Here is a 17,346-nt window from a genome sequence, read left to right on the forward strand (position 1 = left end):
AGCATAGCTTAAATTTTTATTAAAAGCAACCTAAGCTATGACTATATTATACGAGGAGCTTTAATGAATAATATGCGAATTTTTCTTTTCGTCGGTACTATTGATGCTCTCATGAGTATCATCGGTTATATGTATTATCGCCACAACCTGCCCTTCGGACGTACGCTGGCCTTTGGGCTTCTATATCTTTTTATGGCACTTGGTACTGCTATCAGCGTTATGCTGCCACAGGGAACGCCTCATTTTCTGCTCAAGCTTACTGCGTGGATAGAAGGACTTTGGATTGCTTTTTGCTACTACACACTTCTGTTGGCAATCATTCATCTTCTCTGCCTGCTTATCAGTAAGCTGGGCGCTTGGCAGCTACCTTCAGCAAAAATCAGTATCATCGGCCTTGCCTTTATCTGCTGCTTCATTACCTGGGGCAGCTGGCGCGCCTTTCACCCGACAGTACGCACAGAAGCGCTGGTAACGGAAAAGCTGCCGCAGAATGCTCATTATAAAATTGTCTTTCTCACCGACCTGCATATGGGAAGAATACTCGGCCATGACTACGCAGAACGTCTGGCAGCACGCATCAACGAGCAGCAGCCGGATTTCGTTGTTGTCAGCGGCGATATGCTTGACGAGCGTATTTTTTATGTAGAAGATGAGGATACGCTTTCTGCTCTGGCTCAAATCAAAGCGCCTGTCTACATGGCCTTCGGCAACCATGATTATCTTGATGAACCATTGCGCTGGCAACAAATGCTCACAGACAAGGGCTTCTACATCCTGCGCAATACCGATACCATTATCGACAACAAAATCAAAATAACCGGTATAGATGATTACAGCAAAAACCGTACCAACAGCCAGCTTATAAATCTTTCCTCCCAAAATAAAGACTACTACAGTATTCTTCTCGATCATCAGCCTCGCCGTATGGACGCTGCAGCTGATGCGGGCTATGACCTTTATCTGGCAGGACATACGCATACAGGACAGCTTTTCCCTAACCGTCTCGTAACGAAGAAAATGTACAAACTGGACTACGGCCGTACCGATTTTGGCAATCTTACAGCTATCACCAATAACGGCTACGGCTTTTGGGGACCTCCGGTTCGTACAGAGGTTGCTCCGGAAATGGTTGTATTGGAGCTGCGGGGAAAATAACTTCTTCCGGATAAAGCTTTCCAAAAAAATACACAGCAGACTAATATAATCTGTTGTGTTACAAAAAATAGGACCACTGCGTGTTTATAGCGTAGTGGTCCTTTTGATTGATATTATTCTGCTTTTGCTTCTTTGGGTGCTTCAACAATAATTTTTGCATCAACAACATTTTTCTTAATGGACTCAATGCCGCGTTTGCATCCTGCCATTGCTTTGTAGCCTTCACCGGTAGCAATAATCTGTCCGTTGGTTGCCTTCAGGCGGAAGCGGAATTCCCCTGCCTTATCCTTATAAACCTCAAATTTTGGATGCTTACAGGGGGTAAAGCCTTCTAACGTCTGATCCTCAATCGGAGCGATTGGAGCATTATTGATAACGCTGGCAATACCTTTACGGCAATACTTTTCGTCCTTATAAACTTGGGAGCTGGCAATAACTTCACCATTTGCAGCCTTCAGATTAAACTTAATGCCATTTTTTGCCTGAGAAATTACGAATTTACCCATTTTTGTAGCCTCCTTTAAATTTATTCTGGTCTCTAAGTTTATTTTATGCCATCAGTCCTAAAAAGACAAGTATTTTTATTGTAAACATATGCGTTTGCAGCTTTTAATCAATCGTATTCTCTAATGAGCCAATTTTTTCGATAGAACAAACGATTTTATCGCCATGCTGCAAGAATGTCGGCGGTTTCATACCCATACCTACACCTGCCGGAGTACCGGTAGCAATAATTGTTCCTGAAGCTAGCGTCATACCCTCTGACAGCTCTGCAATGGCCCCACAGACACTCTGAATCATATAACGGGTATTACTGCTCTGGCGCAGCTCTCCGTTAACGGTACAGCTGATATCAAGTGCCTGCTCATCCCCAATCTCATCGGCAGTAACAATACATGGTCCCATTGGCGTAAAACCATCAAGGCTTTTTCCCAAATACCATTGCTTATGACGCGTCTGCAGGTTACGTGCACTGATATCATTAATAATTGTATAACCAAAAATGTAATCTCTGGCGTTTTCTTTGCTTACACCTTTAGCATCTTTAGCTAAAATCACTCCCAGCTCTGCTTCATAGTCAAGGCTGTCTACTAAGCCTTCATAACGTGGAACACTTTCACCACTTGCTGTAGCTCTGTTCACACGCTTGGAAAAATAAATCGTATAGGGACGCTCACCACCAAAGGCTTCACTGGAAAAACGGCCTGCTTCCTGAGCATGTGCATCATAATTGATACCAAGGCAGACTACATCCTGACGCGGATGAACAATAGGTGCCAAAAGCTTTACTTCCGCAAGCTTTACTGCAGCTCCCTGCAGCACATCCTCATTTTCTGCCAAACGCTCCAGCTTTTCCTTTACTGCCGGTGTACAGCAGCAAATCAGTTCATTCATATCATCAGTTGCCAGCTCTGGCACCAAGCTTGCCAATAAGCTCAATCTGTATACCGCAGCCTCCTGTTGAAAGCCGACGAGTATTTCCTGTTTTCCCTTAATATCAACTGTATAAAAACGCATTATCTTGTCCTCCTCATGTTATGATATATATCTGACTACTACTATAAATATCCTTCAGCATGCTTGCTGATTATTGGATTTTACATAACACTATTATACACAGACTTTTTTCAGAACGCAAAAAAAAGCAGGAACCTAAGTTCCTGCTTTTCCAGCTCTAAATTAGATAAGTTCGATGATAGCCATTTCAGCTGCATCGCCACGGCGAGGACCTACTCTGTAAATACGAGTAAAGCCGCCTTGTCTGCCTTCATATTTCGGAGCAATTTCTTCAAACAGTTTTTTGGTAATGGTTTCGTCAACCAGAACTGCCATAACCTGACGACGAGCATGCAGGTCATTGCGTTTAGCCAAAGTAATCAGTTGAGCGGATTGCTTAGCAACTTCTTTAGCTTTGGTAACGGTAGTTTCAATCTTACCATATTTGAAGAAGGAAGTTAAAATGCTGCGAAACAGAGCCTTACGGTTGCTGGAGTTACGACCCAGTTTTCTGTATGCCATGTACTTCTGACCCCCTTAATTATTCTTCATCGTTTTTGCGAAAATGCAAGCCCATATCCTCAAGTTTCTTTTTAATCTCTTCAAGAGATTTGCTGCCTAAGTTACGGACTTTAATCATATCAGCTTCGGTTTTCTGGATTAATTCTTCGACAGTATTGATTCCTGCACGTCTCAGGCAGTTATTGCTGCGAACGGACAAATCCAAATCGTCGATAGACATTGTGTTTTGACCTTCTTGCTTGCTCGGCTCCGGAGATTCAGGCTCAGAACCGCCAGTAACAGTGATTACAGAACCTTTGCCATCACTGGTCTGGAAGAGCTTGAGATAGTCAATCAGGATGGTGGAAGCCATGTCAACAGCTTCATCAGGCTTCATGCTGCCATCAGTCCAAACTTCCAAAGTAAGCTTGTCATAGTTGGTAACATTACCTACGCGGGTATCGTTAACAGCAAATTTCACTCTGGTAATAGGAGAGTAAATGGAGTCTACCGGAATTACGCCGATAGGCTGATCAGGCTGTTTATTTTTGTCCGCGGGTACATAGCCACGACCTTTATCAATATGGATTTCCATATTGAAAACTGCGTCTTTATCCAAAGTCGCAATGTGCAGTTCAGGGTTCAAAATTTCAACATCGCTATCAGCAATGATGTTAGCTGCAGTAACTTCCTGTTCACCGGAACATTCAATACGCAGAATTTTTTCCCCTTCACCTTCCATTTTAAGGCATAATGCCTTGATGTTCAGGATGATATCAGCAACATCTTCGCGAACACCTGGAATAGTAGCAAACTCATGCAGAACACCGTCAATCTTGACGTAGGTTACTGCAGCACCCGGCAGGGAGGACAGCAGCACACGACGCAGGCTGTTGCCCAGCGTGATGCCGTAGCCTCTCTCGAGCGGCTCCCAAACGAATTTGCCATAACGACCATCTTCGCTGACATCAGATGTAACCATCTTAGGTTTTTCAATTTCAATCATTCGGAAAGCCTCCTTCTATCGCGTATTACCACAATACGTCTCATAAGTGGGTGGCACAAGATATTCACTAATTATTTGGAGTACAACTCTACGATGAAGTGCTCTTCAATAGGAACATCAATTTCCTCACGAGTCGGGAAACGGTCTACCTTGCCGCTAACGTTAGCAGCGTCCAGAACCAGCCAAGCCGGAACTGCTTTGGTAGCCAGAGTTTCGTCCATGCCTTTGAAGTATTCTTTAGCACGGCTGTTTTCCATAACGGTTACAACATCGCCAACTCTTACCAATGCAGAAGGAATGTCCAGACGTTTGCCGTTAACAGCAATGTGGCCATGTCTTACGATTTGGCGAGCCTGACGGCGGGTGTTAGCCAAGCCGAGGCGGAAAACTACGTTGTCGATTCTTCTTTCGAGGAGGATCAGCAGGTTTTCACCGGTGATGCCTTCCATCTTTTTAGCTTTATCATAGTAGCCACGGAATTGTTTTTCCAGTACACCATAGATAAATTTAGCTTTTTGTTTTTCAGTTAACTGAATGCCATATTCGCTCTTTTTTCTGTTTTGGCGGCGAACTTGGCGTTTAGATTCCTTGCTAATGCCCATGAATGCGGGAGCTAAGCCCAAAGATCTGCATCTTTTCAGGACAGGAGTTCTATCAATTGCCATCTATTTACACCCCCAATTATACTCTTCTACGTTTCGGCGGACGGCAGCCGTTATGCGGGATCGGAGTAACGTCTTTAATAGAGTTAACTTCCAGACCTGCAGCCTGAAGTGCACGAATTGCTGCTTCACGGCCAGCGCCAGGACCTTTTACATATACTTCTACTTGTTTCAAGCCATGCTCCATAGCAGCTTTGGTTGCTTCTTCAGCAGCCATTTGTGCAGCAAACGGAGTGCTCTTACGGCTGCCACGGAAACCGAGGCCGCCTGCGGAGGCCCAGCTCAGAACATTACCTTCGGTATCAGCGATGGTAACGATAGTATTATTGAAGGTGGAGCGGATATGTGCTACACCGTTGATTACGTTTTTGCTAACTTTTTTCTTGTTGCGAACAACTTTCTTGCCAGCCACTGGTTTATCCCTCCCTCGCTAATTATTTCTTCTTGCCTGCAATAGTACGTTTCGGACCTTTACGGGTGCGGGCATTGTTTTTAGTGTTTTGACCACGAACAGGCAGACCCATACGATGTCTTCTGCCACGATAGCTGCCAATTTCAATCAGACGTTTAATGTTCAGGGATTCCTCACGGCGGAGGTCACCTTCAACTTTATAGTCCTGATCCAGAGTTTCACGGATCTTAGCAACTTCTTCTTCAGTCAGGTCGCGAACGCGAGTGTCCGGGTTAATACCGGTTTTAGCTAAAATTTCACGAGAGAGAGTCAGGCCGATGCCGTAGATGTACGGCAGAGCATACTCAATACGTTTATCTCTCGGTAAATCGACACCAGAAATACGTGCCATTAATGTGCACCTCCTTCTTATCCTTGTTTTTGTTTATGTTTCGGGTTTTCGCAAATTACCATTACATGGCCTTTACGTTTAATGACTTTGCATTTTTCACATATTGGCTTAACAGACGGTCTTACTTTCATAATTTAAACCTCCTCTTTGCCTGTTGGATTATTTATACCGATAAGTAATTCTTCCACGATTGAGGTCGTACGGAGTAAGCTCCACGGTAACCTTATCACCAGGCAAAATCTTGATGAAGTTCATACGAATCTTACCGGATATATGTGCTAAAATTGTATGGCCGTTAACCAGTTGAACTTGGAACATAGCATTGGGAAGTGCTTCTAAGATTGTACCTTCAACCTCAATAACATCCTGTTTGGACACTGTTGTACCTCCTTATTTGCTACATCCGAGACTAACTTTAACGTCAGCATATACTTTATCGATAGGCTGCAAGCCATCGATTTCTTTGTACAGGCCTTGTTTTTTGTAGTACTCAATTAACGGTTCTGTTTGTTCATGATATGCATGCAGACGATTTACAACGGTTTCTTCTTTATCGTCGTTACGTTGATAAAGGTTGCCACCGCATTTGTCGCAAACATTTTCTACCTTGCTGGGGTTAAAGCTTACATGATAGGTAGCACCGCAAGCCTTGCAGATACGGCGGCCAACTACACGCGCAACCAGCTCGGAGTCAGGAACAGAGATATTAACAACACCGGTCAATTTAATGCCCAGGTCTTTGAGGATTCCGTCGAGAGCAACTGCTTGCTCCTCAGTTCTCGGGAAGCCATCTAAGATGAAACCATTTGCACATTCGGGTTTGGACAAGCCTTCACGAACAATGCCGATGGTTACGACGTCGGGGACAAGTCCGCCAGCGTCCATGTATTTTTTTGCCTCTTTACCAAGTTCGGTGCCTGCGCTTACTGCTGCACGGAACATGTCTCCTGTGGAGATATGAGGGATTTTAAATTCATCAATGAGTTTTTCTGCTTGAGTGCCTTTACCAGCACCCGGAGGTCCCATTAAAAGAATGTACATTCTGAACTCCTCCTATTTCATAAAGCCATGATAATGACGCATCAGAACCATGGACTCTATCTGCTTCATAGTTTGTAATGCAACACCAACAACGATCAACAAAGCGGTACCGCCGAAGTACACACCTTCAATGCGGGTTACCCATCCGATAACATGAGGCATCAGCGCAATTAATGAGAGGAAAATCGCACCGGCCAAAGTTATTCTGGACATTACCTTGTCAAGATATTCTGTAGTAGGATTACCGGGTCTTAAACCAGGAATAAAGCCACCGTTCTTTTTGATATTATCGGAAAGATCTCCGATGTTCAGGCTTACTGCTGTATAGAAGTAAGTGAAGAACAAAATCATCAGAACATATAATGTGGTCTGCAGCGGGCTGCCCCACTGAAAGAGCTTACCCATTGCTTTAACCCAGGGAACATCAACGAACTGAGCAATTGTTACCGGGAACATCAACACCGAAGAAGCGAAGATGATCGGAATAACGCCTGCCTGGTTGACCTTCAGAGGGATATAGCTTGTATGACCGCCATAAGCCTTTTTTCCTACTACACGCTTAGCATACTGAACGGGGATTTTGCGAATACCCTCAGAAATGATAATTACGAAAACTACCATCGCCAGGGCTATAGCCGCGAACAAAATAACATTCAATAAGCTTACCGTGCCAGCCTGCAGATATTGGAAAATTACCTTAAGTCCATCCGGCAGTCTGGATACGATACCGGCAAAGATTATCAGGGAAATACCATTGCCGACACCGCGAGCTGTAATCTGCTCGCCTATCCACATAAGGAAAACGGTTCCTGCAGTAAGTGTGAGAGCAATAAGCAGGATTGAGAAAATCCCGGGGTTATTAATCGCCATCTTCAGGCCGTAGGCCATACCGCAGGCTTGGATAAACGCCAAAGCCACCGTCAGCATACGTGTAAGCTTTGTCGTTTTCTTGAAGCCTTCCTCACCTTCCTTGGACCATTGTTCCAAGGTCGGTACAACTACCTTCAATAACTGTAAAATAATTGAAGCATTGATATATGGGGTAATACTCATAGCAAAAATGGAGAATTTGCTCAAGGCGCCGCCACTGAACATATCAAGCAGTCCGAAGAGATTACCGCTGCGGAAAAGCTGTTCAATGACAGAAGCGTTTACGCCAGGAACAGGTATATGTGTTCCAGCCCTGAATACGATGAACATGGCGAGAGTAAATAAAACTTTTTGCCTGAGTTCTGTTATTCTAAATATGTTTGCAAGGGCTGCTAACACTTTAGATCACCTCAATCTTACCGCCAGCTGCAACGATTTTCTCTTCAGCGGATTTGCTGAAGCCCATAGCTTGTACAGTAAGCTTTTTGGTTAATTCGCCATTGCCAAGAATACGGATGCCGTCGCGAATGTTCTTAACAACACCTTCTTCAATAAGCATTACGGGTTCAACAACGGTGCCGTCCTCAAAGCGATTGAGTACGGAAACGTTGATTTCAACATAATCTTTACCAAATTTATTGTAGAAACCGCGTTTAGGAAGACGCAGGTACAGAGGTCTTTGACCACCTTCAAATCCAGGGCGCTTAACACCGCCGGAACGGGATTTCTGACCTTTCTGGCCTTTGCCGGAAGTCTTGCCCAAGCCACTGCCCAGGCCACGACCTACGCGAACTGCTACACGTTTAGATCCCGGAGCGGGAGACAATTCATGTAAATTCATCTTCAGTACACCTCCTTGTCTTACGCTTCTTCAACCTTCACGAGATGTTCAACCTTGTGAACCATGCCGCGAATAGTCGGAGTATCTTCTTTAACAACGCTAGTATTGATTTTACCTAAGCCCAGAGCTTTAACGGTTGCACGCTGATCTTTGGGGTAACCGATCAGGCTGCGGGTCAGGGTGATTTTAATTTGTGCCATGACAAAGTCCTCCTTAGCCCAACAATTCTTCTACGGTTTTACCACGCAGAGCTGCAACAGCTTCAGCACTCTTCAAGGATTTCAGACCTTCAATGGTTGCACGAACCATGTTGTTCGGGTTGGAAGAGCCTTGAGATTTAGTAAGAATATCACGAACGCCAGCCAGTTCCAGTACGGCACGTACAGGGCCGCCAGCGATAACGCCGGTACCTTCTGCAGCCGGTTTCAGGAATACGCGGCCTGCGCCGAATACACCGATGTTTTCATGAGGAATGGTAGTACCAACCAGCGGTACAGTAACCAGGTTTTTCTTAGCGTCTTCAACGCCTTTACGAATAGCTTCAGGAACCTCTGCAGCTTTACCCAGGCCCATGCCTACATGACCATTTTCATCACCTACAACAACAAGTGCAGCGAAGGAGAAACGACGTCCGCCTTTAACAACCTTAGCAACACGGTTGATGAAAACGACTTTTTCTTGTAATTCGTTTTCTTTATTTTCGAAGTTCGCCACTTTATTTCCTCCTTCTCTTAGAATACCAGGCCAGCTTCGCGAGCAGCTTCAGCCAGGGCAGCTACACGGCCGTGGTACAGATAGCCACCACGATCGAATACAACTTCTTTTACACCCTTAGCCAGCGCTTTTTCAGCGATTGCTTTGCCTACAGCTTTAGCAGCCTCAATGTTGCCGCCGTAGTTTTCTTTCAGATCTTTTTCAACGGTGCTGGCAGCAGCGATAGTTTCGCCGGTCTCATCGTTAATAACCTGTGCATAAATGTTGGACAGGGAACGGTATACGTTCAGACGAGGTTTTTCAGCAGTACCGATAATATATCTACGAGAACGGAGATGACGTTTTTGACGTTTCTCGTTTTTATCAACTCTGTTAAGCAAGAGTTTCACTCCCTTCTTTTAGAAATTATTTCTTGCCTTTAGCGCCGGCTTTACCAATCTTACGACGAACATGTTCGCCTTCGTAACGGATACCTTTACCTTTGTAAGGTTCAGGCGGACGCAAAGTACGGATATCTGCAGCAACTGCACCTACAACTTCTTTATCAGCACCGCTAACAACGATTTTGTTCGGAGCGGGAACTTCAAAAGTAATACCTGCAGGCGGCTCTTTTACAACCGGGTGAGAGAAACCCAGAGTGAAGTTAATGTTTTGGCCTTGCTTAGCAGCACGGTAACCAACACCATTAATTTCCAGAGTTTTGCTGAAGCCTTGGGTTACACCGATGATCATGTTGTTGATCAGAGTGCGGGACAGACCATGCAGAGAACGGTTTTCTTTTTCATCGTCCGGACGTTCAACGGTGATTACACCATTGTCCATGGTCAGCTTCATGTTTTTATTGATTTGGCGAGCTAATTCGCCTTTAGGACCTTTAACGGTCACGTGATTATCTTCAATAGTAACTGTTACACCAGCGGGAACAGTAATTGGCATCTTACCAATTCTAGACACGTACGAGCACCTCCTATCTTTTTAGTATTACCATACGTATGCAAGAACTTCGCCGCCCAAGCCTGCTTTACGAGCAGCTTTGTCGGTCATCAAGCCTTGGGAAGTAGAAATTAATGCAATACCCAGACCTCCGAGGACTCTAGGCAGTTGGTCTTTTTGAGAATAAACTCTCAGACCAGGTTTGGAAATACGTTTAATACCGGAGATAACCTTCTCTTTATTAGCACCGTATTTCAGGCTGACGCGGATAACATTTTGTTTGCTGTCAGCAATAACTTCGAAATCTTTAATGAAACCTTCGGCTTTCAGGATTTCAGCAATAGCCAGCTTAATCTTGCTGCCGGGGATCTCAACTTTATCATGATGAACTGAATTTGCGTTACGAATACGGGTAAGCATATCAGCAATCGGGTCAGTCATTACCATACTTAAATACCCTCCTTCCTTGTTGTCTGTCTTACCAGCTTGCTTTGGTTACGCCCGGAATAGCTCCTTTATAAGCATATTCACGGAAGCAGATACGGCAGAGGCCAAATTTACGCATATAGCCATGAGGTCTGCCGCAAACTTTGCAGCGGTTATAATGACGAACTTCGAATTTCGGTTCGCCTTTCCATTTTTCGATCAGGGCTTTTTTAGCCAATGTGTTCCCTCCTCACTTATGCGCCGAACGGCATTCCGAGGAGTTTGAGCAGCTCTCTAGCTTCCTCGTCTGTCTTAGCGGTAGTCACAATGATGATATCCATGCCACGAACTTTATCGATCTTATCATATTCGATTTCCGGGAAAATCAATTGTTCTTTCAGACCCAGTGCGTAGTTGCCACGGCCGTCAAATGCGGAAGCATTTACGCCACGGAAGTCACGTACGCGCGGAAGAGCGAGATTCATCAGTTTATCAAGGAAATAGTACATACGGTCGCCACGCAGGGTTACTTTAGCACCCAGAGGCATGCCTTGACGTACTTTGAAAGCTGCGATGGATTTCTTAGCTTTGGTGATAACAGGTTTTTGACCTGCGATCTGAGTCATATCAGCAACTGCGCTTTCCAGAGCTTTGCTGTTGCCTACAGCCTCGCCAACACCCATGTTGATTACAACTTTCTCAATTTTAGGGATTTCCATTACGTTTTTATATTGGAATTTGTCATGCATAGCCTTAGCTACTTCAGACAAATATTTTTCTTGCAATCTGGTCTTTGCCATTCAGTTATTTCCTCCTTTCCCGGAAAATTATTTATCGATTACTTCACCGCATTTTTTGCAGGTTCTTACGAAAGCACCGGCAACTTCGGTCTTTTTAATACGGGTAGCTTGTTTGCAAACCGGGCATACCAGCATTACTTTGGAAGAAGCGAGCGGAGCTTCTTTAGTAATGATGCCGCCTTGAGGATTTGCCTGAGACGGTTTGGTATGACGTTTTACTTTATTCACGCCTTCAACAACCACTTTGGCTTTCTTAGGCAGAGCTTCAACGATCTTACCTTGCTTGCCTTTATCCTTGCCGGACAGTACAAGAACGGTATCGCCTTTTTTAACATGCAGCTTTACAGCATTTGCCATGTCAAGAACACCTCCTTACAGTGCGTTATCTAATTTCTTACAGCACTTCCGGTGCCAGAGAAATGATTTTCATGAAGTCTTTTTCGCGAAGTTCGCGGGCAACAGGCCCAAAAATACGAGTGCCGCGCGGGCTCTTGTCGTCTTTGATTACAACTGCTGCGTTCTCATCGAAACGGATGTAGGAACCGTCTGCACGGCGAACACCTTTAACGGAACGAACAACAACTGCTTTAACTACGTCGCCTTTTTTTACAACGCCACCGGGTGATGCATCTTTAACAGCACATACGATAACGTCACCGATATTAGCATATTTACGGTAAGAACCGCCTAATACACGGATACACATAACCTTCTTAGCGCCAGTGTTGTCACCAACATTAAGGATAGTTTGTTGTTGTATCATGGATTTCCCTCCCTTGCCGGACTAACTCTTCGGCAAAATTATTTAGCACGCTCTAAGATTTCAATAACGCGCCAGCATTTATCTTTAGACAGCGGACGAGTTTGCATAATTTCAACTACGTCGCCAACATGTGCTTCGTTATTTTCATCATGAGCTTTAAATTTAATAGTATGTTGTACGCCTTTTTTGTACAGCGGATGCTGAACGAAACGTTCTACTGCAACTACGACAGTTTTCTGCATTTTATCGCTGACAACTTTACCAATACGGGTAACACGTGCGTTTCTTTCTTCGGTCACGACTGTTTCCTCCTTGTTATACTTCAAAACAGTTAAGCCTTGAGCTCACGTTCACGCTGGATTGTTTTGATACGGGCAATGGATTTCTTAACGTCACGAATTTTCATCGGATTTTCACATTGACCGGTTGCCATTTGAAAACGCAGATTGAAGAGTTCCTCTTTCAAATCTGCCAACTTGGTGTCTAACTCAGCAGCAGACAATTCACGAATTTCTGTTGTTTTCATTAAGCTTCACCACCCTTTTCTTGTGCGGCAGCTTCAGCTTCCTGTTGAGCGCGAGTTACAAATTTGCATTTGATAGGCAATTTGTGGCTAGCAAGACGCATTGCTTCTTTAGCAACTTCTTCGCTAACACCGTTCATTTCGAACAGAACGCGACCAGGTTTAACTACTGCTACCCAGTACTCCGGAGAACCTTTACCAGAACCCATACGAGTTTCAGCAGGTTTTGCAGTAATCGGTTTATCCGGGAAAATTTGAATCCAAACTTGACCGCCACGTTTGATATAACGTGTCATTGCGATACGGGCTGCCTCAATCTGGCGGTTGGTAATCCAAGCGGGCTCCAATGCTACCAGACCGAAATCGCCATGAGCGATTCTATTACCGCGCATAGCACGGCCAGTCATACGACCTCTATGTTGTTTACGATGTTTAACTCTCTTCGGTAATAACATGTCTGATTATGCCTCCTTTGCCGGAGCAACTTTAGCTGCTTCTTTGCTTTCAGGAAGAACTTCACCTTTGTAAATCCATACCTTAATGCCGATACGGCCATAAGTGGTATGTGCTTCTGCAGTGCCATAATCGATGTCAGCACGCAGGGTGTGCAGAGGAATGCTGCCTTCACGATAGGATTCGCTGCGTGCAATTTCAGCACCGCCAAGACGACCGCCGCAGGTAATTTTGATACCTTTAGCACCCATACGCATGGTACGGCCAACGCATTGTTTCATAGCACGACGGAAAGCGATACGGCGTTCCAGCTGTGCTGCAATGTTCTCTGCAACCAAGGTTGCGTCCATATCCGGGGTTTTAACTTCTACGATGTTGATTTCGATAGCGCTCTCAGTCATTTTCTTCAGGTCGGATTTCAGCAGTTCGATGTTGCTGCCTTGACGACCGATTACCATACCAGGTTTTGCAGTATGGATGGAAATGCGGGCTTTATTAGATGCGCGTTCGATTTCTACTTTAGAGATACCGGACAGGAACAGTTTTTCTTTGATGAACTCACGGATTTTAATGTCTTCTAACAAGAATTTCTCATAGTCTTTGCCAGCGTACCATTTGGAATCCCAGCCTTTGATAACGCCAACACGGAGACCATGCGGATTAACTTTTTGACCCACTATCTTTTCCCTCCTTCTGACGGGATATTATTTTTCTTTAACTGCTACAGTTACGTGGCTAGAACGTTTCAGAATTTTGAAAGCCTGTCCACGGGAACGAGGATGAATACGTTTCATGGTCGGACCTTGATCTACTGCACAGTAGGATACGATCAGGTTATCCACGTTCATGTCAAAATTGTGCTCTGCGTTTGCTACTGCACTGCGCAGAACTTTCTCGATTACCTCAGAACCAACCTTCGGGGTATATTTGAGGATCGCGAATGCTTCACCAACGGATTTGCCGCGGATGAGATTGATTACGATGCGCAGTTTGCGCGGCGCAATACGGATATATTTTGCAATTGCCTTTGCTTCCATTGTTTGGTCCCCCTTTCCCCTTATTTTAAGCCGGTGCTCTTATCTGCGTGACCTTTGTAAGTACGAGTAGGAGCGAATTCTCCTAATTTGTGGCCTACCATATCCTCGGTAATGAATACCGGAACATGTTTGCGTCCGTCATGAACCGCAATGGTGTGACCAACGAAAGACGGAATAATAGTAGAGCTGCGAGACCAGGTCTTAACAACTTTTTTATCATTAGCGGCATTAAGCACGTCAATCTTTTTCAAAAGACTTGCATGGACAAAAGGTCCTTTTTTAACTGATCTGGACACTAGGTTAGCCTCCTTTCCTTATCCTGTTTTATTATTTAGTTCTACGTTTCAGAATTAACTTAGTAGAAGCTTTCTTCTCTCTGCGAGTACGAGTACCGAATGCACATTTACCCCAAGGAGTAACAGGACGTTTACGACCAACGGGGGAGTGACCTTCACCACCACCATGCGGATGGTCGTTAGGATTCATAACAACGCCGCGGTTAGCAGGACGGATACCCAGCCAACGGCTGCGGCCAGCTTTACCGATGCAGATGTTTTCAGCATCAATGTTACCAACTTGACCGATGGTTGCACGGCAGTTGATATGTACTTTACGGATTTCGCCAGAAGGAAGACGGAGCAGAGCGTAGTCGCCCTCTTTAGCCATCAGCTGAGCGCTGGTACCAGCACTACGAGCCATTTGGCCGCCTTTACCAATTTTCATTTCCACGTTGTGTACGGTAGTACCAAGCGGAATGTTTTTCAGCGGCAGGCAGTTACCGGTTTTGATATCTGCGTCAGGACCGCTTACTACGATATCGCCAACTTTCAAATCAAGCGGAGCGATGATGTAACGTTTTTCGCCGTCAACATAGTTGATCAGAGCGATACGAGCGTTACGGTTAGGATCGTATTCAATGGTAGCAACCTTAGCCGGAATGCCGTCTTTGGTACGCTTGAAATCAATGATACGATATTGTTTTTTATGACCGCCGCCTTGATGACGAACAGTCATTTTACCGGTATTATTACGGCCTGCATGTTTACCAAGTTTTTCAACAAGCGGGCGGTAAGGCTTGTCAGTCGTAATCTCTTCGAAGGCAGACACAGTAATAAAGCGTCTGGAAGGAGAATACGGATTAAAGCTTTTAATAGCCATTTAATTTACCTCCTATACGTTAATTACATTCCTTCGAAAAGGGGAATCGTATTGCCTTCAGCAAGCTTCACGATAGCTTTCTTATAATCGGAACGTTTGCCAACATATTTACCCATGCGTTTGGTTTTGCCCATTACGCGGATGGTATTTACATTCAATACTTTTACGTTGAAAATCGCCTCAACAGCTTGGCGGATTTCTACTTTGTTAGCATCCAGAGGAACCTGGAAAGTGTATTTGTTCTCCTGCATCATCTGAGAAGTCTTTTCAGTGATGATGGGACGAATCAGTATATCGCGAGGATTAGCAGCCATTATGCGAGCACCTCCTCAATTTTTTCTACAGCATCTTTAGCAAGGAATACCTTTTTGCTGTTCAGGATATCAAAGCAGTTCAGGCCCATGTTGGTGATGGTGGTTACTTTCGGCATGTTACGTGCGGAAAGAGCAACGTTTTCGTTGGAACCATCGGTAATCAACAGAGCTTTAGTGTCAACAGCTTCAAAAGCTTTCAGCAGAGAAGCTACTCGTTTAGTTTTCGGAGCGTCAAAAGCCAGGCCTTCAACAACTACCAGTTCACCAGCTGCTACTTTAGCAGACAGTGCGCAGCACAGAGCTAAGCGACGTGCTTTACGAGGCATTTTCTTTGCATAGCTGCGGGGTTGGGGACCAAAAGTGGTACCACCGCCAACCCATACGGGAGAACGGTTGGAACCGCAACGAGCGCGGCCAGTACCTTTTTGTTTCCAGGGTTTACGACCGCCACCGCGTACCATAGCACGGGTTTTAGTAGCGGAAGTTCCTTGACGTTGGTTTGCCAGCTGCATTACAACTGCTTGATGTACTACAGCTTCATTGAACTCAGCGCCAAATACGGAATCATTTAATTCTATTTCACCGGTTTGTGCACCGGAAAGATCATATACTGATAACTTCGGCATTAGAAGCATCCTCCTTTCTTTCGCTTATCTTATTATTTGTTAGGTTTTACGGTTTCCTTCAATACTACGTAAGAACCAGTAGCACCCGGAATAGCACCCTTAACCAGAATAAGATTACGTTCTGCGTCAACCTTAACAACGGTCAGACGTTGAACAGTTACATTTGCATTACCCATACGGCCAGGCAGTTTTTTGCCTTTGATTACACGGCCGCCAGGACCGGAATGCATGGGGCCCATAGAACCAGGCTCACGATGAGACTTAGAACCATGTTTCATAGGTCCGCGAGAGAAATTGTGGCGCTTAATAGTGCCTGCAAAACCTTTGCCGCGGGAAACGCCGCTTGCGTCAATCAGTTCGCCTGCAGCAAAAATATCAGCAGCGATTTTATCGCCTACTGCATATTCGGAAGGAGCAGCCAGACGCAGCTCTCTGACAAATTTAACCGGTGCTACACCAGCTTTGTCAAAATGGCCTTTCATCGGTTTGGTGGTATGTTTTTCTTTAATTTCACCAAAACCAAGTTGAACAGCATTATAACCGTCTGTTTCTTCGGTTTTGTTTTGAAGTACAACGCAGGGGCCTGCTTCTACAACAGTAACAGGAATCAGTCTGCCATCAGCTTCAAAAATTTGGGTCATGCCCAGTTTTTTGCCTAAGATACCTTTAGCCATTATTGCACCTCCTCCTTACAGTTTAATTTCAATATCTACGCCAGCGGGCAGGTCAAGACGCATCAGAGCGTCAACAGTCTTACCGGTGGGTTCCAGAATGTCTACAAGACGTTTGTGAGTACGCATCTCGAATTGCTCACGGGAATCTTTGTTAACATGCGGAGAACGCAGAATAGTGTAAATGTTTTTTTCTGTAGGAAGGGGAATCGGACCGGAAACTTGTGCACCGGTACGTTTTGCAGTTTCTACAATCTTAGAAGCACTTTGGTCAAGTGCTTTATGATCATACGCTTTCAGGCGTATTCTAATCTTTTGAGACTTAGCCATTAAAAAATATCCTCCTAAATTCGCCCAGTTTCTATGAACGGACATACTCCGTGAAAATCTCCCTGTCTAACAGGCAAGCAACCTTTCACATCATCGCAGGGCCATACCAACAAACATAAGAATAGAGGGGAGGTTAACCCCCCTCATATTCTTCCAGGGATCTAACTAAAATTATTTCTCTTCTACTTCGGAAACAACGCCAGCGCCAACGGTACGGCCGCC

Annotated in this window: 33 protein-coding genes; 1 reads left to right on the plus strand and 32 read right to left on the minus strand. The window is 44.9% G+C overall.

Annotation, left to right across the window (positions count from 1 at the left end; translation table 11 throughout):
• Positions 1-63 precede the first annotated feature (63 nt).
• Positions 64-1,155: a metallophosphoesterase gene (locus RDW05_RS10590; protein WP_307979029.1), complete on the plus strand. Its 1,092-nt coding sequence runs from the start codon at positions 64-66 to the stop codon at positions 1,153-1,155.
• Positions 1,156-1,268: 113 nt separating this feature from the next.
• Here RDW05_RS10590 and RDW05_RS10595 read toward each other — a convergent pair whose 3' ends face one another.
• The 32 genes from RDW05_RS10595 to rpsJ all read right to left on the minus strand — a co-directional run bounded on the left by RDW05_RS10595 (position 1,269) and on the right by rpsJ (position 17,124).
• A complete protein-coding gene (locus RDW05_RS10595; protein WP_307979031.1) occupies positions 1,269-1,661 on the minus strand; it encodes a YegP family protein in 393 nt (130 codons plus the stop codon).
• Between the two features lie 103 nt (positions 1,662-1,764).
• Complete coding sequence (locus tag RDW05_RS10600; RefSeq protein WP_307979032.1) at positions 1,765-2,673, minus strand: fumarylacetoacetate hydrolase family protein; 909 nt, start codon at positions 2,671-2,673, stop codon at positions 1,765-1,767.
• Positions 2,674-2,835: 162 nt separating this feature from the next.
• On the minus strand, positions 2,836-3,174 hold the full coding sequence (gene rplQ / locus RDW05_RS10605) for a 50S ribosomal protein L17 (protein WP_293722806.1): 339 nt from the start codon (positions 3,172-3,174) through the stop codon (positions 2,836-2,838).
• 19 nt (positions 3,175-3,193) lie between these two features.
• Positions 3,194-4,159 (minus strand): DNA-directed RNA polymerase subunit alpha, encoded by a 966-nt coding sequence (locus RDW05_RS10610; RefSeq protein WP_304280052.1) that lies wholly within the window; start codon positions 4,157-4,159, stop codon positions 3,194-3,196.
• A 71-nt stretch (positions 4,160-4,230) separates the two neighbouring features.
• Entirely contained in the window at positions 4,231-4,824 is a 594-nt protein-coding gene (rpsD, locus tag RDW05_RS10615) for a 30S ribosomal protein S4 (protein WP_009145410.1), read from the minus strand.
• Between the two features lie 16 nt (positions 4,825-4,840).
• Positions 4,841-5,233 carry a 30S ribosomal protein S11 gene (gene rpsK / locus RDW05_RS10620; RefSeq protein ID WP_009145409.1) on the minus strand — a complete coding sequence of 131 codons (393 nt, stop codon included), beginning with the start codon at positions 5,231-5,233 and terminating at the stop codon, positions 4,841-4,843.
• A gap of 22 nt (positions 5,234-5,255) precedes the next feature.
• Positions 5,256-5,624 (minus strand): 30S ribosomal protein S13, encoded by a 369-nt coding sequence (rpsM, locus tag RDW05_RS10625; RefSeq protein ID WP_009145408.1) that lies wholly within the window; start codon positions 5,622-5,624, stop codon positions 5,256-5,258.
• A 17-nt stretch (positions 5,625-5,641) separates the two neighbouring features.
• Entirely contained in the window at positions 5,642-5,755 is a 114-nt protein-coding gene (rpmJ, locus tag RDW05_RS10630; RefSeq protein ID WP_004092858.1) for a 50S ribosomal protein L36, read from the minus strand.
• Positions 5,756-5,783: 28 nt separating this feature from the next.
• Positions 5,784-6,002: a translation initiation factor IF-1 gene (infA, locus tag RDW05_RS10635; RefSeq protein WP_009145407.1), complete on the minus strand. Its 219-nt coding sequence runs from the start codon at positions 6,000-6,002 to the stop codon at positions 5,784-5,786.
• A gap of 12 nt (positions 6,003-6,014) precedes the next feature.
• Entirely contained in the window at positions 6,015-6,665 is a 651-nt protein-coding gene (locus RDW05_RS10640) for an adenylate kinase (RefSeq protein ID WP_009145406.1), read from the minus strand.
• 12 nt (positions 6,666-6,677) lie between these two features.
• On the minus strand, positions 6,678-7,934 hold the full coding sequence (gene secY / locus RDW05_RS10645) for a preprotein translocase subunit SecY (RefSeq protein ID WP_021719371.1): 1,257 nt from the start codon (positions 7,932-7,934) through the stop codon (positions 6,678-6,680).
• 1 nt (position 7,935) lies between these two features.
• On the minus strand, positions 7,936-8,376 hold the full coding sequence (rplO, locus tag RDW05_RS10650) for a 50S ribosomal protein L15 (protein ID WP_009145404.1): 441 nt from the start codon (positions 8,374-8,376) through the stop codon (positions 7,936-7,938).
• Between the two features lie 20 nt (positions 8,377-8,396).
• Positions 8,397-8,576 carry a 50S ribosomal protein L30 gene (rpmD, locus tag RDW05_RS10655; RefSeq protein ID WP_021719369.1) on the minus strand — a complete coding sequence of 60 codons (180 nt, stop codon included), beginning with the start codon at positions 8,574-8,576 and terminating at the stop codon, positions 8,397-8,399.
• A 13-nt stretch (positions 8,577-8,589) separates the two neighbouring features.
• Positions 8,590-9,090 (minus strand): 30S ribosomal protein S5, encoded by a 501-nt coding sequence (gene rpsE, locus RDW05_RS10660; RefSeq protein WP_009145402.1) that lies wholly within the window; start codon positions 9,088-9,090, stop codon positions 8,590-8,592.
• A 17-nt stretch (positions 9,091-9,107) separates the two neighbouring features.
• Positions 9,108-9,470, minus strand: a complete 363-nt coding sequence (rplR, locus tag RDW05_RS10665; RefSeq protein ID WP_021719367.1) for a 50S ribosomal protein L18 — start codon at positions 9,468-9,470, stop codon at positions 9,108-9,110.
• A 25-nt stretch (positions 9,471-9,495) separates the two neighbouring features.
• Positions 9,496-10,044, minus strand: coding sequence for a 50S ribosomal protein L6 (gene rplF, locus RDW05_RS10670; RefSeq protein WP_040565066.1), 549 nt, complete (start codon positions 10,042-10,044; stop codon positions 9,496-9,498).
• 27 nt (positions 10,045-10,071) lie between these two features.
• Complete coding sequence (gene rpsH, locus RDW05_RS10675; RefSeq protein WP_009145399.1) at positions 10,072-10,470, minus strand: 30S ribosomal protein S8; 399 nt, start codon at positions 10,468-10,470, stop codon at positions 10,072-10,074.
• A 31-nt stretch (positions 10,471-10,501) separates the two neighbouring features.
• The gene (locus RDW05_RS10680) at positions 10,502-10,687 is read right to left on the minus strand and encodes a type Z 30S ribosomal protein S14 (RefSeq protein WP_009145398.1); all 186 of its coding nucleotides are present in this window, start codon (positions 10,685-10,687) and stop codon (positions 10,502-10,504) included.
• 16 nt (positions 10,688-10,703) lie between these two features.
• Positions 10,704-11,249 carry a 50S ribosomal protein L5 gene (gene rplE, locus RDW05_RS10685; RefSeq protein WP_009145397.1) on the minus strand — a complete coding sequence of 182 codons (546 nt, stop codon included), beginning with the start codon at positions 11,247-11,249 and terminating at the stop codon, positions 10,704-10,706.
• Positions 11,250-11,276: 27 nt separating this feature from the next.
• Entirely contained in the window at positions 11,277-11,606 is a 330-nt protein-coding gene (gene rplX, locus RDW05_RS10690; protein WP_009145396.1) for a 50S ribosomal protein L24, read from the minus strand.
• Between the two features lie 37 nt (positions 11,607-11,643).
• A complete protein-coding gene (gene rplN / locus RDW05_RS10695; RefSeq protein WP_009145395.1) occupies positions 11,644-12,012 on the minus strand; it encodes a 50S ribosomal protein L14 in 369 nt (122 codons plus the stop codon).
• 38 nt (positions 12,013-12,050) lie between these two features.
• Positions 12,051-12,311: a 30S ribosomal protein S17 gene (gene rpsQ / locus RDW05_RS10700; RefSeq protein ID WP_021719365.1), complete on the minus strand. Its 261-nt coding sequence runs from the start codon at positions 12,309-12,311 to the stop codon at positions 12,051-12,053.
• A gap of 32 nt (positions 12,312-12,343) precedes the next feature.
• On the minus strand, positions 12,344-12,538 hold the full coding sequence (rpmC, locus tag RDW05_RS10705; protein WP_009145393.1) for a 50S ribosomal protein L29: 195 nt from the start codon (positions 12,536-12,538) through the stop codon (positions 12,344-12,346).
• Entirely contained in the window at positions 12,538-12,990 is a 453-nt protein-coding gene (gene rplP, locus RDW05_RS10710; protein WP_021719364.1) for a 50S ribosomal protein L16, read from the minus strand. The genes rpmC and rplP overlap by 1 nt, the downstream gene beginning before the upstream one ends.
• Before the next feature lie 6 nt (positions 12,991-12,996).
• Positions 12,997-13,665 carry a 30S ribosomal protein S3 gene (gene rpsC, locus RDW05_RS10715; protein ID WP_009145391.1) on the minus strand — a complete coding sequence of 223 codons (669 nt, stop codon included), beginning with the start codon at positions 13,663-13,665 and terminating at the stop codon, positions 12,997-12,999.
• A gap of 27 nt (positions 13,666-13,692) precedes the next feature.
• Positions 13,693-14,025, minus strand: coding sequence for a 50S ribosomal protein L22 (gene rplV / locus RDW05_RS10720; RefSeq protein ID WP_009145390.1), 333 nt, complete (start codon positions 14,023-14,025; stop codon positions 13,693-13,695).
• Between the two features lie 20 nt (positions 14,026-14,045).
• Entirely contained in the window at positions 14,046-14,321 is a 276-nt protein-coding gene (rpsS, locus tag RDW05_RS10725) for a 30S ribosomal protein S19 (protein WP_021719363.1), read from the minus strand.
• Positions 14,322-14,352: 31 nt separating this feature from the next.
• Complete coding sequence (rplB, locus tag RDW05_RS10730; RefSeq protein ID WP_009145388.1) at positions 14,353-15,183, minus strand: 50S ribosomal protein L2; 831 nt, start codon at positions 15,181-15,183, stop codon at positions 14,353-14,355.
• A 23-nt stretch (positions 15,184-15,206) separates the two neighbouring features.
• Positions 15,207-15,497, minus strand: a complete 291-nt coding sequence (gene rplW, locus RDW05_RS10735) for a 50S ribosomal protein L23 (protein WP_304280047.1) — start codon at positions 15,495-15,497, stop codon at positions 15,207-15,209.
• A complete protein-coding gene (gene rplD, locus RDW05_RS10740; RefSeq protein ID WP_307979035.1) occupies positions 15,497-16,123 on the minus strand; it encodes a 50S ribosomal protein L4 in 627 nt (208 codons plus the stop codon). Before rplD ends, rplW begins: the two co-directional genes overlap by 1 nt.
• Positions 16,124-16,155: 32 nt before the next feature.
• The gene (rplC, locus tag RDW05_RS10745; RefSeq protein WP_021719360.1) at positions 16,156-16,797 is read right to left on the minus strand and encodes a 50S ribosomal protein L3; all 642 of its coding nucleotides are present in this window, start codon (positions 16,795-16,797) and stop codon (positions 16,156-16,158) included.
• Between the two features lie 15 nt (positions 16,798-16,812).
• On the minus strand, positions 16,813-17,124 hold the full coding sequence (rpsJ, locus tag RDW05_RS10750; protein ID WP_021719359.1) for a 30S ribosomal protein S10: 312 nt from the start codon (positions 17,122-17,124) through the stop codon (positions 16,813-16,815).
• Positions 17,125-17,346: the final 222 nt, after the last annotated feature.

It is taken from the genome of uncultured Phascolarctobacterium sp., assembly GCF_902463975.1.
Classification (GTDB): Bacteria; Bacillota; Negativicutes; order Acidaminococcales; family Acidaminococcaceae; genus Phascolarctobacterium_A.

Coding starts and splice junctions, on each gene's coding strand:
- RDW05_RS10590 (WP_307979029.1), top strand. CDS start 64: ATGAATAATATGCGAATTTTTCTTTTCGTCGGTACTATTGATGCTCTC.
- RDW05_RS10595 (WP_307979031.1), bottom strand. CDS start 1,661: ATGGGTAAATTCGTAATTTCTCAGGCAAAAAATGGCATTAAGTTTAAT.
- RDW05_RS10600 (WP_307979032.1), bottom strand. CDS start 2,673: ATGCGTTTTTATACAGTTGATATTAAGGGAAAACAGGAAATACTCGTC.
- rplQ (WP_293722806.1), bottom strand. CDS start 3,174: ATGGCATACAGAAAACTGGGTCGTAACTCCAGCAACCGTAAGGCTCTG.
- RDW05_RS10610 (WP_304280052.1), bottom strand. CDS start 4,159: ATGATTGAAATTGAAAAACCTAAGATGGTTACATCTGATGTCAGCGAA.
- rpsD (WP_009145410.1), bottom strand. CDS start 4,824: ATGGCAATTGATAGAACTCCTGTCCTGAAAAGATGCAGATCTTTGGGC.
- rpsM (WP_009145408.1), bottom strand. CDS start 5,624: ATGGCACGTATTTCTGGTGTCGATTTACCGAGAGATAAACGTATTGAG.
- rpmJ (WP_004092858.1), bottom strand. CDS start 5,755: ATGAAAGTAAGACCGTCTGTTAAGCCAATATGTGAAAAATGCAAAGTC.
- RDW05_RS10640 (WP_009145406.1), bottom strand. CDS start 6,665: ATGTACATTCTTTTAATGGGACCTCCGGGTGCTGGTAAAGGCACTCAA.
- rplO (WP_009145404.1), bottom strand. CDS start 8,376: ATGAATTTACATGAATTGTCTCCCGCTCCGGGATCTAAACGTGTAGCA.
- rpmD (WP_021719369.1), bottom strand. CDS start 8,576: ATGGCACAAATTAAAATCACCCTGACCCGCAGCCTGATCGGTTACCCC.
- rpsH (WP_009145399.1), bottom strand. CDS start 10,470: ATGGTAATGACTGACCCGATTGCTGATATGCTTACCCGTATTCGTAAC.
- rplE (WP_009145397.1), bottom strand. CDS start 11,249: ATGGCAAAGACCAGATTGCAAGAAAAATATTTGTCTGAAGTAGCTAAG.
- rplX (WP_009145396.1), bottom strand. CDS start 11,606: ATGGCAAATGCTGTAAAGCTGCATGTTAAAAAAGGCGATACCGTTCTT.
- rplN (WP_009145395.1), bottom strand. CDS start 12,012: ATGATACAACAACAAACTATCCTTAATGTTGGTGACAACACTGGCGCT.
- rpmC (WP_009145393.1), bottom strand. CDS start 12,538: ATGAAAACAACAGAAATTCGTGAATTGTCTGCTGCTGAGTTAGACACC.
- rplP (WP_021719364.1), bottom strand. CDS start 12,990: ATGTTATTACCGAAGAGAGTTAAACATCGTAAACAACATAGAGGTCGT.
- rplV (WP_009145390.1), bottom strand. CDS start 14,025: ATGGAAGCAAAGGCAATTGCAAAATATATCCGTATTGCGCCGCGCAAA.
- rplB (WP_009145388.1), bottom strand. CDS start 15,183: ATGGCTATTAAAAGCTTTAATCCGTATTCTCCTTCCAGACGCTTTATT.
- rplW (WP_304280047.1), bottom strand. CDS start 15,497: ATGGCTGCTAATCCTCGCGATATACTGATTCGTCCCATCATCACTGAA.
- rplD (WP_307979035.1), bottom strand. CDS start 16,123: ATGCCGAAGTTATCAGTATATGATCTTTCCGGTGCACAAACCGGTGAA.
- rplC (WP_021719360.1), bottom strand. CDS start 16,797: ATGGCTAAAGGTATCTTAGGCAAAAAACTGGGCATGACCCAAATTTTT.
- rpsJ (WP_021719359.1), bottom strand. CDS start 17,124: ATGGCTAAGTCTCAAAAGATTAGAATACGCCTGAAAGCGTATGATCAT.